16 protein-coding genes and 1 pseudogene are annotated in these 14,814 nt (G+C 36.3%); 13 read left to right on the top strand and 4 right to left on the bottom strand.

The features are described 5' to 3' along the window. Positions 1-425 (top strand): annotated as a pseudogene (locus Q0L68_RS08425) (peptidylprolyl isomerase); the annotation flags it as partial. Between the two features lie 94 nt (positions 426-519). After that, a complete protein-coding gene (locus Q0L68_RS08420; protein ID WP_296701658.1) occupies positions 520-1,845 on the top strand; it encodes a peptidylprolyl isomerase in 1,326 nt (441 codons plus the stop codon). A 39-nt stretch (positions 1,846-1,884) separates the two neighbouring features. On the opposite strand, the gene Q0L68_RS08415 is transcribed toward Q0L68_RS08420, so the two are convergent. Next, positions 1,885-2,202, bottom strand: coding sequence for a hypothetical protein (locus tag Q0L68_RS08415; RefSeq protein WP_296701657.1), 318 nt, complete (start codon positions 2,200-2,202; stop codon positions 1,885-1,887). A gap of 88 nt (positions 2,203-2,290) precedes the next feature. Further along, positions 2,291-4,081: an ABC transporter ATP-binding protein gene (locus tag Q0L68_RS08410; RefSeq protein ID WP_296701655.1), complete on the bottom strand. Its 1,791-nt coding sequence runs from the start codon at positions 4,079-4,081 to the stop codon at positions 2,291-2,293. Between the two features lie 147 nt (positions 4,082-4,228). On the opposite strand from Q0L68_RS08410, the gene Q0L68_RS08405 reads away from it, so the two are divergent. The 7 genes from Q0L68_RS08405 (at position 4,229) to coaE (ending at position 9,389) form a co-directional block, all read left to right on the top strand. Beyond that, complete coding sequence (locus tag Q0L68_RS08405) at positions 4,229-5,329, top strand: Glu/Leu/Phe/Val dehydrogenase dimerization domain-containing protein (protein WP_296701653.1); 1,101 nt, start codon at positions 4,229-4,231, stop codon at positions 5,327-5,329. A gap of 117 nt (positions 5,330-5,446) precedes the next feature. Next, a complete protein-coding gene (gene nusB / locus Q0L68_RS08400) occupies positions 5,447-6,631 on the top strand; it encodes a transcription antitermination factor NusB (protein ID WP_296701651.1) in 1,185 nt (394 codons plus the stop codon). A gap of 7 nt (positions 6,632-6,638) precedes the next feature. Next, entirely contained in the window at positions 6,639-6,944 is a 306-nt protein-coding gene (locus Q0L68_RS08395) for a YtxH domain-containing protein (protein WP_296701650.1), read from the top strand. 1 nt (position 6,945) lies between these two features. Beyond that, entirely contained in the window at positions 6,946-7,488 is a 543-nt protein-coding gene (locus tag Q0L68_RS08390) for a DUF1573 domain-containing protein (protein ID WP_296701648.1), read from the top strand. 2 nt (positions 7,489-7,490) lie between these two features. Next, a complete protein-coding gene (yajC, locus tag Q0L68_RS08385) occupies positions 7,491-7,808 on the top strand; it encodes a preprotein translocase subunit YajC (protein ID WP_296701646.1) in 318 nt (105 codons plus the stop codon). Between the two features lie 8 nt (positions 7,809-7,816). Then, complete coding sequence (locus tag Q0L68_RS08380; protein WP_296701645.1) at positions 7,817-8,782, top strand: YbbR-like domain-containing protein; 966 nt, start codon at positions 7,817-7,819, stop codon at positions 8,780-8,782. Beyond that, positions 8,775-9,389: a dephospho-CoA kinase gene (gene coaE, locus Q0L68_RS08375; protein WP_296701643.1), complete on the top strand. Its 615-nt coding sequence runs from the start codon at positions 8,775-8,777 to the stop codon at positions 9,387-9,389. Before Q0L68_RS08380 ends, coaE begins: the two co-directional genes overlap by 8 nt. Before the next feature lie 78 nt (positions 9,390-9,467). On the opposite strand, the gene Q0L68_RS08370 is transcribed toward coaE, so the two are convergent. After that, a complete protein-coding gene (locus Q0L68_RS08370) occupies positions 9,468-9,893 on the bottom strand; it encodes a nuclear transport factor 2 family protein (RefSeq protein WP_296701641.1) in 426 nt (141 codons plus the stop codon). Between the two features lie 128 nt (positions 9,894-10,021). Here Q0L68_RS08370 and Q0L68_RS08365 point away from each other — a divergent pair, with 128 nt between their 5' ends. Both Q0L68_RS08365 and Q0L68_RS08360 read left to right on the top strand, forming a co-directional pair. Next, complete coding sequence (locus tag Q0L68_RS08365; RefSeq protein WP_296701639.1) at positions 10,022-10,816, top strand: HipA family kinase; 795 nt, start codon at positions 10,022-10,024, stop codon at positions 10,814-10,816. After that, positions 10,794-11,198, top strand: coding sequence for a DUF3037 domain-containing protein (locus tag Q0L68_RS08360; RefSeq protein ID WP_296701637.1), 405 nt, complete (start codon positions 10,794-10,796; stop codon positions 11,196-11,198). The genes Q0L68_RS08365 and Q0L68_RS08360 overlap by 23 nt, the downstream gene beginning before the upstream one ends. A gap of 48 nt (positions 11,199-11,246) precedes the next feature. Here Q0L68_RS08360 and Q0L68_RS08355 read toward each other — a convergent pair whose 3' ends face one another. Next, positions 11,247-13,385 (bottom strand): polysaccharide lyase 8 family protein, encoded by a 2,139-nt coding sequence (locus tag Q0L68_RS08355; RefSeq protein ID WP_296701635.1) that lies wholly within the window; start codon positions 13,383-13,385, stop codon positions 11,247-11,249. Between the two features lie 273 nt (positions 13,386-13,658). Between Q0L68_RS08355 and Q0L68_RS08350 the strand changes: the two genes are divergently transcribed. Together Q0L68_RS08350 and Q0L68_RS08345 are read left to right on the top strand one after the other, a co-directional pair. Next, positions 13,659-14,486: an alpha/beta hydrolase family protein gene (locus Q0L68_RS08350; RefSeq protein WP_296701633.1), complete on the top strand. Its 828-nt coding sequence runs from the start codon at positions 13,659-13,661 to the stop codon at positions 14,484-14,486. After that, a partial coding sequence (locus Q0L68_RS08345) for a carboxypeptidase-like regulatory domain-containing protein (RefSeq protein ID WP_296701631.1) occupies positions 14,476-14,814 on the top strand: 339 nt, incomplete at its 3' end. The genes Q0L68_RS08350 and Q0L68_RS08345, both read left to right, overlap by 11 nt.

Genomic DNA, 14,814 nt, shown 5'->3' with positions numbered 1-14,814 from the left:
GAGTAAACGCATTTATTGTAAAAGTCCTTGATATCAACCAACTCGAAGCCGCAAAAAACAAATTAAAGGATCATACTATTTCTAAAGAATTGATCGAAGGATTTAATACTGATTTTAAAACTAACGCACCTCTTGCATACCAGACTGAGAGTGGTTTGATCGAATATAAAAAGCATCCAATCCTTTCTCAGGCCAATTTAATTGAAAGCTATCAGGAAATTGAAGCGAATGGGCATTTGCATTTAGTTCTTTTGGGAGAAAAAATCCCAGCGGGTCCTAAAAAATTTAGTGAAACAAGAGGGCTTGTGATCAAAGATTATCAGGAGCAATTGGATAAATCACTTATTGCAGAACTTAGAGAAAAATATCCAATAGAAATCAACGCAAAAGCAAAAGAAGAAGCTTTTGTCTCTCTCAATCAATAACGAAGACTGAATAATTACTCAACCGAAAAAACGGTTTGAACGAATACCAATGAAAATACTTAACCGATTTACACTTACTTTTCTCGCATTTTCAATGCTTTCATCCTTGTCAGCGCAAGAGGCAACTCCAATTGCTACGGGACAAGTTTTGGACAAAATTGTGGCAAAAGTAGATAATTATATTCTTCTGGAATCAGACATTCAGAAGACCTATTTAGAAGCTTTGGCACAAGGTCAGCAAGGGGTGACTCCTCCGACAAGATGTGAGGTTTTTGAGACCTTAATGGTCAATAAATTAATGGTTGCTAAAGCGGAAATAGACTCTGTGATGGTTACTGATGCAGAAGTAATGCTTCAGACTGATCAGAGATTCAATATGGTCATGCAGCAGTTTGGAGGAAATGAAGAAACTCTTGCGGAAATTTATGGGAAAACTGCAGACCAATTAAAATCTGAAATTGAAGAAGTTATCAGAGAGCAGTTGATTGTTCAGCGAATGAGAGGTAAAATCACGGAAGGCATCAGTGTATCTCCTGCTGAGGTAAGAGAATTCTTCAATAGTATTCCAACGGACTCACTTCCTTTCTTTTCTGCCGAAGTGACCGTGGGACAGCTCGTAAAGAAACCGGAAGTAAATCCTCAAATCAAAGAAGACATATTTGAGAAACTACGTCAATTCAAGCAGGATATATTAGATGGGAAAGCTGATTTTGCAGATTTGGCTAGAGCCTATTCGGAGGATCCAGGTTCTGCTGCTCAAGGTGGGGATCTAGGTTTCTTTAGAAGTGGGGAACTCGCTCCTGAATTTGAAGCTACTGCAATGGAATTAAAACAGGGAGAAATTTCTGAACCTGTGGAAACAGCCTTTGGAATTCATTTAATCCAACTTCTTGAAAGAAGAACCGGATCTTATAACACACGTCACATTTTGATGATTCCAAAAGCTTCAGAAGATGATTTGCTGAAGGCTGAAAGGTATTTGGATAGTTTGAAAACTGAAATCCAAGCAGGTAAAATTGAGTTTGCGAAAGCTGCAAAGGAAAACTCAGATGATAGAGCAACTTCAGACAATGGTGGATTCTTTGTGGATCCGGCTAATAACTCAAAAAGGCTAACACTTCGTACGCTTGAAGATCCAGTTCTTTATTTCACTCTTGATAGTATGGAAGTCGGAACTGTCACAAAACCTATCAGATTTGAAGACCCAAGAGAGGGTACGAAAGTGAGAATCCTTTTCTATCAGTCTAAATATCCAGCACACCGTGCGAATTTGGAAGATGACTATGAAAAAATGAAGGCAGCTACTTTAAGGAAAAAAGAAGATGATTTATTGAGCAGATGGTTTATCACTGCCAAGGAAGATGTCTTTATCGATATAGATCCAACTTACGATCGCTGCAATGCTCTCGAAAGTAGATAGTTAAAACAAAAAAACCGGAAGATTAACTTCCGGTTTTTTTCATTTTTTTCCAAAAAGTGCTTTGAGAGCCATCCCAAATTGTTTGAAACCTTCTTTAAAAAAGCCTTTAGACTCTTTTAATTTTGGTTCCAATTCCTCTTTCCTTTCTTTAAACTCTTTTTCTAAAAGTTCTTTCCCTTTTTTCAATTCTGCCTCGAGAGTAGTTTTATTTTCTTTTAGCTCCTGAATTTTCTTCTCAATATCTTCTTTTACTTCCGAACCTGCATCAGAACCTTTCTTGACAAGCTCTTCAATCTTATCACCAATTTCTCTCAATACTTTTTCAATATCCTTGGTTGTTGATTTTTTCTCTTCCATTTTTAAATTGGTTTAATCCGTTGATTCAGATCAATTTAATGAATTTTCTGATAGTAGTGTGTCACTAAGGTTAAATACTCCTAAAAATCTAACCTTCTATGGATTCCCCTGCCTGCGTCTGTTTTTCATATAATTCCGCATAAACACCCTTTTCAGCCATAAGAGACTTATGATTTCCTTTTTCAACTATTTTCCCATCATCCAAAACAATGATTTGATCGGCTAATTTGGCAGAAGAAACCCGATGTGAAATAATAACAGAAGTTCTATTCTTCATAATCTTCTTAAGGGCATTAAGGATTACATTCTCAGTTTTCGTATCCACAGCGGATAAGCAATCGTCCAAAATCAGAATTTTTGGTTCTTTTGCGATAGCTCTTGCAATAGAAACTCTCTGTTTCTGACCTCCTGATAAAGTAATCCCTCTCTCCCCCAACATAGTCTGAAACCCTTTAGGGAAGTCAATTATATTTTGATAAACATCAGCATCCTGCGCTGCTTTATGAATTATTGCCTCATTGGCCTCATCCAGTCCAAAAGCGATGTTGTTTCCAATGGAATCAGAAAAAAGAAATACGTCCTGAGGAACATATCCTATTTGCTTTCTCAAACTTGATAATTTGTATTTTTCAATCGATTCATTATCGATTTTGATCGATCCAGAACTGGGATCATACATTCTCATCAACAGGTTTGCAATAGTAGACTTGCCGGATCCTGTTGTACCAATGATACCTAATGTTTGCCCTGCTTTTATTTCAAAACTTACATTATCCAAAGCTTTAATTCCAGAGTCAGGATATACAAAACTTAAGTTCTCGACCTTAATCTGACCACTAATCTCTCTTTCCAAATTCTCTGTGCTCAAAATATCGTTTTTCTGATCGAGGAACTCGTTTATTCTGGTTTGCGAAGCAGCCGCCCGCTGAACAATACTTGTCACCCATCCCAGAGAAGTAACCGGCCAAGTCAGCATATTTACATATAAGATAAATTCTGCAATTACCCCATAACCAATTTGTCCACTAATCACTTGCATCCCACCTACATAAACAGTAATGATGGTAGAAATACCCACTAAAGCCATGATAATAGGAAAAAATAGAGCATTTACTTTTGTAAGTCTGATGGACTTTACTTTGTAATCCTCACTGGCTTTTTCAAAATCTCTCGCAGTGTCTTCTTCTCTAACAAATGCTTTGATCACGCGAATTCCAGAAAAAGCTTCCTGAACGAAGGTACTTAATCCAGAGAGGCTCCTTTGGATTTTTTCTGATCGCTCATTGATCAAATTATTTACAAAGTAGATACTCAATGATAGAACTGGCAATGGTAATAAGGAATAAAGGGTTAATTCAGGATTAACAGAAATCATGTAGGAAATTACCAATGGAAAGAGAATCAAAAGATTCAGACCATACATGATAGCAGGGCCCAAATACATTCTTACTCTACTGACATCCTCTGTGATCCTTGCCATCAAATCTCCCGTACTATTCTTTCTATAAAAGCTTAAAGGAAGATTTTGATAATGCTCAAAAATCTCATTTTTCATGTCATATTCAATTCGTCTAGACATGATAATGATGGTTTGACGGATTAAAAAGAGGAAAAATCCTCTTAACAAAGCCATCACTAAAATCAAAACTCCGAAGACTAAGACAAACTGAAGAAAAATTTCTTTTACATTTTCTCCGACTCCCCCCTGTTCTAAAGGCTTAAAAATTGAAAAACTTTCTACCACATAATCTATGGCCAGTCTAACCAACTGAGCCGGAATAATTACGAAAATGTTTGAAATAACCGTAAATATTATTCCCAAAAGCAATAATCCCTTGTATTTGTACAAATACTTATTAAGTCTCCAAAGCGGCTTCACCAAATAAAAATTTTAAAATCGAGAAATATGTTTGCAGAAACTAGATAAATTAATTCTTTGTAGGCCAATAAAAGTATTTAATTTTGTATCAGCCTTTTTATCCAGGTTAAGTCCCAAATATAACACATTCTAAAAAGCTAAGTTCACATGTTAGAGATTAAAGCTACCGAAACTGTGCGAGAAAGCTCCATCTTTGGACAAATCAGCACCATGGACCATGAGCAAGTCGTGATTTGCCATGACCAACCCACAGGGTTAAAAGCGATTATCGGTATTCACAATACAGTGTTGGGACCAGCACTTGGCGGAACAAGGATGTGGCCATACGCCACCGAAGAAGAGGCTATCACAGATGTATTGAGATTATCAAGAGGAATGACCTTTAAGAATTCCTTGGCAGGGTTGAATCTTGGCGGAGGGAAAGCTGTAATCTTAGGTGATCCTTCCTTGAAAAATGAGGCCTTCATGAGAAGGTTTGGTCGATTCATAGAAAGTCTTGGCGGAAGATATGTAACTGCGGAGGATGTCAATATGAGTACATCTGATATGGAATATATCAGAATGGAAACTCGTCATGTGGCAGGACTTCCAGAGATCAAAGGTGGAGCAGGAGATCCTTCTCCAGTAACTGCTTTTGGTACCTATATGGGAATGAAAGCCGCAGCAAAAAAAGCTTTTGGTTCCGATTCATTAAACGGGAAGAAAATTGTGGTACAGGGTGTAGGCCAGGTAGGTAAATATTTAATCGAATATTTAGTAAAAGAAGGTGCCGAAGTAATGATCACAGACATTTTTGAGGATAAATTAAAGCAAGTAGCAAAAAATACCGGGGCGACTGTTGTTGATCCAAACGTGATCTATGACCTTAATATGGATATTTATGCTCCTTGTGCTTTAGGTGCGACCATTAATGATGAAACCATCGATCGTTTGAAATGTGGAGTTATTGCTGGTGCTGCAAACAATCAATTGAAAGATGAAGCAAAGCATGGAAAGATTCTCTTAGAAAAAGGAATCGTATATGCTCCTGACTTCTTGATTAATGCTGGAGGGGTTATTAATGTAGGTGCCGAATACCTTGGGGGCTATATAAAAGAGATGGTTTATCAGCAAACTGAAAAAATCTACGATACATGTCTAGTGATTTTAGAAAAATCAAGCAACGAAAATATTCCAGCCCAACAGGCAGCAATTGAGACTGCAAAAGCAAGAATCACAGCAATGGGAAAAGTAAAACTACCATTCTAAGAATTTAACAAATCATTTTAAAACCACCGAAAGGGAATTTTCGGTGGTTTTTTTGTCTATAAAGCCGTGGGTATACCCCATGCAAATTACCTATATTTGCAACTCCATTTCGAAGATATGTTAAATAGAAGAATACTTAGGGTCAAGGCATTCCAAAACCTTTACGCTTATGAACAGTGTAAGGGATCAAATTTAAATCTGGCGAAAGATTTTATTAAAGAATCTTTTTTGCCCGACCTCAACAGTATGGAGGTTCAAGACAAGGCTGCTTTAAATGAGGAAGCAAAACTTGCTATGAAGCTATTTGAAGAAAACCTGGGGAATAAAGAAGCCTTAAATGCAAGTGAGGCTTCTCCAAAAATAAAAAAAGTAGTTTTGGAAGCTTTGAAACAATTCAAAGCAGCGAATCAAAAGGATAAGGAATTTTTATTAAAAAATATGGTTGTCTCTGCAGAGAGAATTCCGCAACTATATCTACTTGCTATCGAATTACTTCAAGCTTTTGCAAAGCATGTATCAAAAGAGTTTGATAAAAAAAGGAAATTTAATGGGGATGATCCTGCTGGATTTGCGAATGAATTGAACTTGGCAAATAATCAAGTACTCAAGCATATCCGGGAATCAAATGCATACATAGCTGCTGTAGCACGTAATAATGCAAATTTAGACGACTTAGAATTGGAAATAAGCCAGTGGTTTAGAGACTATATCAAACCGTCTGAAGAATATCAGTCCTATATTAGCATTTCAAACCCTACCTTAGAGCAGGATTTTGAACTTGCTGATCAAATTCTGAAGAAAATCATCTTTAAAAACGAGGTAATACTTAATTATTTCTCAGAGAAAGATTTGAACTGGACAGAAAACAAATCTGTTGTTAGAAGTCTGGCATCAAAAGTTTTGAAGAATTCATCACTTTTGGATGAATCAGAAAGCAGTCAACTTCCTGAGATTGCAATGAACTGGGAGGAGGATAAGGAGTTTTTTCAAAATATCTTTAACTTCACCATTGAAAATGATGAAAAAAGCAAAGAGTTAATTTCTCAGAAAACCAAAAATTGGGACATTGAGAGATTAGCCTATACTGATAAAATCATTATTTCTATGGCTTTGGCCGAGATGAAGAATTTTCCAAGCATCCCGGTTAAGGTCAGCATAAACGAATATATTGACATTTCAAAAACGTATAGTACTCCAAAAAGCAAGCAATTTGTGAATGGATTATTAGATGTCATGTCAAAAGAGCTAACCGAAAGTGGTGAAATCCGTAAAAGCGGAAGAGGACTTTTGGACAATAAATAACAATATTATGAGCAACAACAGTAATAACTCATTTCTAGCATTCCTTTTAGGAGCAGGAGTAGGTACAGCAATAGGAATACTCTTTGCCCCTGATGCAGGAGAGAATACCCGAGACAGACTGACTTTTAAACTTTCGAAGTACAAAAAAGAATTGGAAGATTTAGTCGGTGAACTAGTGGAAGGAAAAGAAACACACTTTAATGAAGCAAAAACTGAAGGAAAGCGTGTAATCACTGAAGCTAAAAATAAAGCAGAGAATCTGCTTAATGATGTCAACAAATTAATCGATCAAATAAACCAAGGAGATAATTAATATGAAAATCAACATGTTGAGTGTTGCAGCACTTTCCCTATGCCTTGCCTTGGGGACTTCCTGCAGCCAAAAAAGTGACCAAGACGCTAAAATAAAAGCGCTTGAAGAGAAAATTGCTGCTTTAGAAACCAGCAATACTTCTGTAACCCCGGTAAATGCACAAGCATCTCAAGTTGCGGATCCTAGCACTTTGGGTCAATTTCAATTTCCTGAAATGGAATATGATTTTGGCAATATTAACGAAGGCCAGATCATCGAGCATGAATTTAGCTTTGTGAATTCTGGACAGGCTCCATTAGTGATATCAAATATCACAGCATCTTGTGGCTGTACCACTCCAGATTGGACTAAAACTCCGATCAAACCAGGAGAAGAAGGATATGTTAAAGTAGTTTTCAACTCTACTTCTAAGCGTGGTGCCCAAGCTCCTACAGTTAGTATTCAAGCAAACACAAACCCAACTGTAACCCGATTGAGAATGAAAGGTACAGTAACACCAAAAATAGCTGGTGCGGCAACTCCAGTTGGACCAGTTAAAAAATAAGCATGATTACTACAGTATTAGCGCAGGCCGCTGCTGGCGGTGGAGGAATTATGGGACAAGTTTTCTTGTTCGGTTCTATAATTCTAATCATGTATTTCTTCATGATCAGGCCACAGCAGAAAAAACAAAAAGAGAGCAAAAAATTCATTGAAGAAATAAAAAAAGGTGACGAAGTAGTAACAATCGGAGGACTTCATGGAAAAGTAAGCTCTGTTGATACCGATAAAGTCATTCTTGAATTAGATAGAGGTTTGAAAGTAACTGTTGAAAAATCAGCGATCTCTTTAGACTTCTCCAAAAAAACGACACCAAGTAAATAAATTGAATTTTGCCGGAAACTAAAAAATCCTCAAAAGGGATTTCTCCTAAAAAACTCTCTGATCTGAAAGTGGTAGTTCTCTGCATAGCAGCAGCTACCACTTTTTGGATTTTAAACGCCCTTAACAAGGACGACTATAATACTATTGTAGATTTCCCTATAGAAATGGTTTACAATAGTGAGGCTTACATGCCAGTCAAAAAATTACCTACCAGTATAGAAATTGAGATCAATGGAAACGGATGGGACTTATTGAGAAAATATTTCAATATCAACGAAAGCCCCTACCCGATTGAATTAAGTGATCCTGCCGAAAAAAACTACATTCTCACTTCTGATCTTAAAAGAACTTTAGGAGAATTCTTGAGTCCCACGCAGCTAATTTCAGTTCTTGAAGACTCAATTCATTTTCAAATTGATGAAATCCAAACCGTAAAACTTAGACCTGTTTTAGACTCTTTGAGCTTTTCAATGGCTAATAATCATCGAATTCTTGATGAAATTAAATTTACTCCTGAAACAATAAGCATTAGCGGTCCTAGTTCAATCCTGAAAACCTTTAATGGGGTTTTTCCTATTCAAATGAATAAGAATAAGATCGATACAAATATCGATCAGGATGTGAAGCTGGAAATTCCAAAAAATTTAGATGACCAACTCACTTTAGAACAAAATTCGATCAAAGTTCAATTTGATGTGGTTGCTTTCCTAAATGGTAACAAAAGGCTGAAAGTAAAAAAAGTGAATTTTCCGAGAACGGTTACCATGGAAAATGAGGAAGTCGTTATTATGATTAATTATTTGGTTGATGAGCGAAAATCTGACGAATTAAAGGATTTAGAATTTGAGGCAATTTTAAACTATTCCAATCGAAATAAAGAAGATAGTACGATCGCTGTCATCGTTGAACCAATGCCTTCATATTTAGAACAAGTTCGTGTTGAACCCGCAACAATAAAACTCAAATATGAGTAATAAGAAGCCCTTATTAGTAGGCCTCACTGGCGGTATAGGTTCCGGAAAATCCACCGTTGCAAAAATTTTTCAAATATTAGGTATCCCGACCTACTTTGCCGATGATAGGGCAAAATGGCTAATGGCTAATGAGCCGGAATTAATCAAAGAAATCAAATCCAATTTTGGCACCGATTCTTACCTGGAAGATGGTTCCGTGAATAGAGCTTATTTGTCAAAAGAAGTATTTTCTGATCCAGAAAAAGTAAAAAAGATCAATTCAATTGTTCATCCTTCTGTAGGAAAAGACTTTAAATCATGGGTCACACTGCAAAAAAGTCCTTACGTTCTTAAAGAAGCCGCATTGATATTTGAGAGTGGAAGTAATCAGGATCTAGATTATGTAATAAATGTCAGTTCTCCTTTAAAAGTACGAGTAGCAAGAGTTCTTATGAGAGATGATCATAGAACCGAGGAACAGATAAATCAGATCATAGACCAGCAAATGCCGGATGAGGCTAAAAATAAAATATCTGATTTTATCATTAAAAACGTGGATAATAAACTTCTTATCCCTCAGGTTTTAAAAATTCATAATGCTTTACTTACAAAACAAGAACCGTCCTAAGGCATCAAAAATTTAAGAAGCATCTCCTAACCTCTCTCAATTGGCTTAAACAAAAAAAGTCGATAGCCTCGATCAGAGTCAAAGTTTTCTTTCAGACCAACTTTTGTTGACTATTTTCCATGTTCCTTCGATTTTCATCAAAGTCAGAAAATCGTAATAGTAAATTCCAGGCCAATATAATTCTGTTTCAACTGCAGCTGCATTGCCTTGAACACGAATTGAAACAATCTCATTTTTAAATTCAGTAGGGTTTCTAGCCTCCCCTTTTGAAGTTGCTTCAGCCCAAGTTTCGAAAGTGGTCAAAGTAAAATTTTCTCCTCTGTACCCGATCAATCTCGCTTCTGTGATGAAAGCTTTTTCCAGTTTTGTTTTATCACGTTGCATCATCCCATCAAAATAAAGCTGAACTGTTTCTGAAATTAATTGCCTATCATTGGAGGATTGAGCTATCCCTTTTGTGACCATCAAAAGAGTTAATAAAACAAAGAATGAAAATGATTTCATGATATCTGGTTTTAGTATTTTATAAAAGCTAGAACATAAATCATTCCTTATCTTTTAATTTTGAAGAATGAACTTTTGTTCCGGTATTAAAGATTGGATAAAAGAACAGTTTTTCTTCTTTTCAACACATGAAATATAATTTTAATCTTCGAACGGTAAATGTTACCCGGTACATCCTTCCTTTACGGGAAGGGGGGTCTTTACCCGCCTTGGCGGATGCTGACGACGGCTTTAAATATGTACTAAAGTTTCGGGGAGCTGGACAAAGAGAGAAGGCATTAATCTCAGAATTTTTAGGGGGTGAAATTGCCAGGGTTCTTGGATTGAAAGTTCCTGAACTAGTATTTGCCAACCTTGATCCAGCCTTTGGTAGATCAGAAGGAGATGAGGAGATCCAAGATTTGTTAAAAGGAAGTCAAGGTCTAAATCTTGCCCTGCATTTCTTATCTGGGGCAATTAATTATGATGCCTTGGCAATGAGTATTGATCCTATTTTGGCTTCCAAGATTGTGTGGCTTGATATGTTTATTACAAATGTAGACAGGACATTTAGAAATACGAACATGCTAATGTGGAACCGGGAACTTTGGCTGATAGATCATGGTGCAGCATTTTTATTTCATCACTCTTGGACCAATTGGGAGAAAAATGCTACCGGGACTTTTCCCATTATTAAAAACCATGTTCTTTTACCTATAGCGAGTCACCTTGATGAAGTAAACGAAGAATTCAATTCCTTACTAAATGAGGAAATATTCAAGGATTTAGTTTCAGTACTGCCCGATGAATGGCTTTTAGCCGGAGGAGATTCGGAAAATCCCGATGAAATCAAAAAAGTTTATTCCGATTTTCTAACACAAAGATTATCCAAATCAGATCAATTCAAAAAAGAAGCTCAAGATGCAAGGACAGCACTTATATGAATATGCCATCATTCGGGTGGTACCTAGAGTGGAGCGTGAAGAATTTATTAACGTTGGCGTAATTGTTTGCGATTGGAAAAGCGGTTTTTTGGACTCCAAGGTTCTTCTTGAAAAGAAAAAACTTTTGGTACTAGATCCGGAGGCCGATCTTGAAATGATTCAAAAAAATTTAGAATCTTTTCATAAAATCTGCCTAGGTCAACCCTCAGGTGGACAAATCGCTGAAATGGATCTGGCTTCCAGGTTTAGGTGGCTGACAGCCGTTAGAAGTTCGATTATCCAAACTTCTAGACCACATACAGGATTCAGCAATAATTTAGCTGAGACGCTTGAAAAACTATTTATCGAACAGGTGCTAACACAGACTTCAAAGAAAAACTAAATCGATTATTTCTGATGATTTATATTTTTCTTCGAAAGGGATTATTGATTATCCAATATCTATAGTTTGGCTGATTGTAGAACCAGCAAAATCATCTTTTGGGAGATCAAAATTTATAGATTTGGATTTCCCATCAATTTTCAAAGTTACTTGAATCGATCCTTTCAAAAGCTGCGTGGGTTCTGCTAAACTTACTTTCCATTTTCCATCACTTCCTTCTTGAATTTGAACCAAACAAGGTTGATTCACAGTTAGCTCATTTCCTTCCCATTCAAAGTTGCCTTTTTCATAAAATACGAATCCTAACAAGCTATTTGATTTATCTTCTACCGCTTGCACCTTGCCATCATTACTTAGTATTTCAATCTCAGAAACAGTTTTGGCTTTGAGTTCTTCTGGTGTTTCGACCCCAGGTAATAAAACATAGCTATATTTTGCGTTTTTGGGATTCAGACCATGATTGATGTAAACTTTAAAAATATCCTTTTGGATAGGTTTATTGGATGAGTTCCCATTAATCTCCCTCCAAGAACCTGGTTGATCTTTAGTTGAAATCACAATATTTTGATCGGTAGGAAAATAATAGCCAATATCATCGTGAAAGATCCAATTAAGGTCTTTACTAAATTCTGAATATCCCGCATCTAATACCTTGAAATCTCCTGGACCTGCGATCGAAACAGATCCCCGTAATCTGGATTGATTAACTGTTGTATTAATGTTTTCCGGACGATCAGCAGAAATCTCTGCTCCCAAGCAGATAATTTTATCTTCGAAAAAAAACCAGGCCTTTTTTGCCTTAGTTTTATAGTCATCCATTTTATAAACAGTAACTCCATTTAATCCATCACTTACACCTCCTACAAAATCTGCATTCCCCAATTCTGCTACCCAATTGGTCCTTTTTCGCAATTTTTTGTTTTCAGGTGTAGTAGTGCCCGGAATCTTATTCCATTCCCAATTGGGAAAAATATTGAAATATTCATCTCCTTTAACTGCAATGTTAGTGGCGCCTTCGGTCAACCATTGTCCATTAAGATTCTCATTATTTCCTGATTCAGTCCTAATAGTCCGTGAAGAGGCAATATTCACTGAAACCATAAACTCTGGTCTATGGTGAACAGTATAATCAGATCTCCAGTAATGAATATTTCTTGGTTTTATTTGATAAGAGGGCGGTTGTTTTCCTTCTATTCGATCAATAGCGTTTTGGTACTCATCTTTATGTTCTTCAATATCTATTTCTTCAAGTTGTTTTACCAAACTTGAATTCGTTCTTGTAGCATTATTTCGTGCGATTCCTCTTCCTATTACACTGAAGTCAATATATCTCCCCCTCATGGACTGAAGGTATCCATTTCGAGCAAAATCAGAGATCAAAGCAATTTGATCTGGAGAAAAAGAATAACTTGTCCCTACTGTGAAAACAGCAACATTTCTGATCCCAGATAAATATTCTCTTCCATATCCATGCATGTAAAGTTCCGGCCCATGTGCATGGAAGGATCCGTCTCGCTGAATCCCATCACCCTGAGTCACTTTTATAGATTCAGAAGTCACAGAGACTGCACTGTTCAATAATTCAGAATCCTCAATCAGTACAGCTTGCATAATCATATGCTGAGCAATATCGGTCAGATTAGAACCATCTTTTCCGGGAGCTGTGGTAATTGAAACAGTTTTGTTCATCCATTCCAGCATAGCCTCTTCAAGATCACTTGGTGTAGTGGGTTCTGCAAATCGCATTGCTATTAATAAACGTCCTATTTCTTGTGGCACACTAATACTGAGCCACCACCAATTATCAGATTTTGGTGCTGGTTCTAAACTCGTCCAATATTTCATCCCTGAAATAATTGTTTCATAAAGCTCGGGATTCTGATAAAGGCTGCTATTTGATCTTGAATAGGCCTTTGCTAATTTTCCGAGCCTCTTGATATGAATATCAGGTTTCCACCCTGTCATGGACTTATCCGAATAATTTATATCCTCCCAACTCCCATTTGAACTAATAGAAGCTAAGAGTTTATTGACCTCCTCATCCAAATCTTTCGTATTAGGGCTATTTTGATATTCATCAAAGACTCTTTTGCGAATGATTTCAAAATCAGAATTCTGTCTGGCAAATGATGGAACGAAATTCCAAAGCAAGAAAAATAAGGGAATGATGTAATAATAATTTCTCATAGCACTAAATAAAAAATTGAAATTTTAATAGTAATCCGTTCATATTAAGGTATTTAATTCTTTGACTTAAACTAATAAATAATATTTAGATACAAATAACCTAAGTTAGAAAATCAATAAACCTAAGGACTGATTTTTAGCAAAATCTGAATTAGAACTTTTTTATTTGATTAAAAAAAGTGCACTCTATCTCGCTTACAAACCACCAGTACCTTTTCACTTGTTATCCAATATAGGATATCCATCTTTTGATTAACTCTTTCTATTTCCTTTATGCGAGCTATCAAAAAAAAACTTCTTTTTATCCTCCCGATTTTATTCTTAACAGTTTCATCTTTTGCTGCAGTAGATACGGTCGCTACCTTTAGTAAGGTGATGAACAAAGAAATAAAAGCAGTAGTCATTACCCCAAAATCATATAGTAGTGCTAAAGAATATCCAGTAGTTTTTTTACTTCATGGGCATTCTGGAAATTATGCAACATGGGTCAAAATTGCTCCTCATATAGAAAGTTTGGCGGATCAATATGAAATGATTCTAGTCACTCCAGATGGGAACTTTGATAGTTGGTATTGGGATAGTCCGGTAGATCCTAGCTCCCAATATGAAACTTACATCGCAGATGAACTGATCAATTATATCGATGAAAATTATAGTACTAAAAAAACCAGGGAAAGCAGAGCCATTACCGGTTTGAGTATGGGAGGACATGGGGCTCTGTATTTAGCAATCCGAAATCAAGATATTTTTGGAGTGGCAGGAAGTATGAGTGGTGGAGTTGATATTGCTCCTTTTCCTGAAAGTTGGAATATGAAAAAATATTTAGGTTCCAGAGCTGAATTTCCAGAAAGATGGGAGGAATACTCTGTTTTGGGACAACTTCATTTATTGAACAGAAATAATTTACCCTTAGTAATTCATTGTGGAACAGGTGACTTTTTCTATCAAGTCAATTTAAAACTTCACGAAGAACTTACTTACCTGAAAATACCTCATAGCTTTACCGCAAATCCAGGTGAACATAATTGGGATTATTGGAGAGATGCCGTGCAGTATCAGTTACTTTACTTTCATAATTATTTTGAAAAGGATGAAGATTAAAAACTCCATTGCTATTTTCTTAGTATTTCTTTCTCAGGTAGTTTCCGCACAAGAATCAAAGGTAAATGTCTCAGGGAAAATTATAGATAAGACATCCAATGAGGCACTGTCTTATGTGAATGTATTATTGAAAAAAGCCTCAGATAGCAGCTTTGTAACAGGTGCTATTTCTGATGAAGCAGGACTTTTTACACTTGTAGATATATCTCCCGGGGATTATGAATTAGAAGCTAGTTTTTTAGGTTTTGAAACTTTAAGACAAGAAATTTTTGTCGGATCAAGTTCAGCTTTTTTAAATCTTGGAGATATTTCTATGACTAGCTCATAC

The sequence above is a fragment of the Algoriphagus sp. genome, assembly GCF_024642405.1.
Classification (GTDB): domain Bacteria; phylum Bacteroidota; class Bacteroidia; order Cytophagales; family Cyclobacteriaceae; genus Algoriphagus.
Note: the sequence above shows the minus strand (reverse complement) of the source record. Positions and strands in the feature narration are given on the sequence as shown.

Coding starts and splice junctions, on each gene's coding strand:
- coaE (WP_296701643.1), top strand. CDS start 8,775: ATGAGTAATAAGAAGCCCTTATTAGTAGGCCTCACTGGCGGTATAGGT.
- Q0L68_RS08360 (WP_296701637.1), top strand. CDS start 10,794: ATGCAAGGACAGCACTTATATGAATATGCCATCATTCGGGTGGTACCT.
- Q0L68_RS08390 (WP_296701648.1), top strand. CDS start 6,946: ATGAAAATCAACATGTTGAGTGTTGCAGCACTTTCCCTATGCCTTGCC.
- Q0L68_RS08365 (WP_296701639.1), top strand. CDS start 10,022: ATGAAATATAATTTTAATCTTCGAACGGTAAATGTTACCCGGTACATC.
- Q0L68_RS08420 (WP_296701658.1), top strand. CDS start 520: ATGCTTTCATCCTTGTCAGCGCAAGAGGCAACTCCAATTGCTACGGGA.
- yajC (WP_296701646.1), top strand. CDS start 7,491: ATGATTACTACAGTATTAGCGCAGGCCGCTGCTGGCGGTGGAGGAATT.
- Q0L68_RS08405 (WP_296701653.1), top strand. CDS start 4,229: ATGTTAGAGATTAAAGCTACCGAAACTGTGCGAGAAAGCTCCATCTTT.
- Q0L68_RS08350 (WP_296701633.1), top strand. CDS start 13,659: ATGCGAGCTATCAAAAAAAAACTTCTTTTTATCCTCCCGATTTTATTC.
- Q0L68_RS08415 (WP_296701657.1), bottom strand. CDS start 2,202: ATGGAAGAGAAAAAATCAACAACCAAGGATATTGAAAAAGTATTGAGA.
- Q0L68_RS08355 (WP_296701635.1), bottom strand. CDS start 13,385: ATGAGAAATTATTATTACATCATTCCCTTATTTTTCTTGCTTTGGAAT.
- Q0L68_RS08395 (WP_296701650.1), top strand. CDS start 6,639: ATGAGCAACAACAGTAATAACTCATTTCTAGCATTCCTTTTAGGAGCA.
- nusB (WP_296701651.1), top strand. CDS start 5,447: ATGTTAAATAGAAGAATACTTAGGGTCAAGGCATTCCAAAACCTTTAC.
- Q0L68_RS08370 (WP_296701641.1), bottom strand. CDS start 9,893: ATGAAATCATTTTCATTCTTTGTTTTATTAACTCTTTTGATGGTCACA.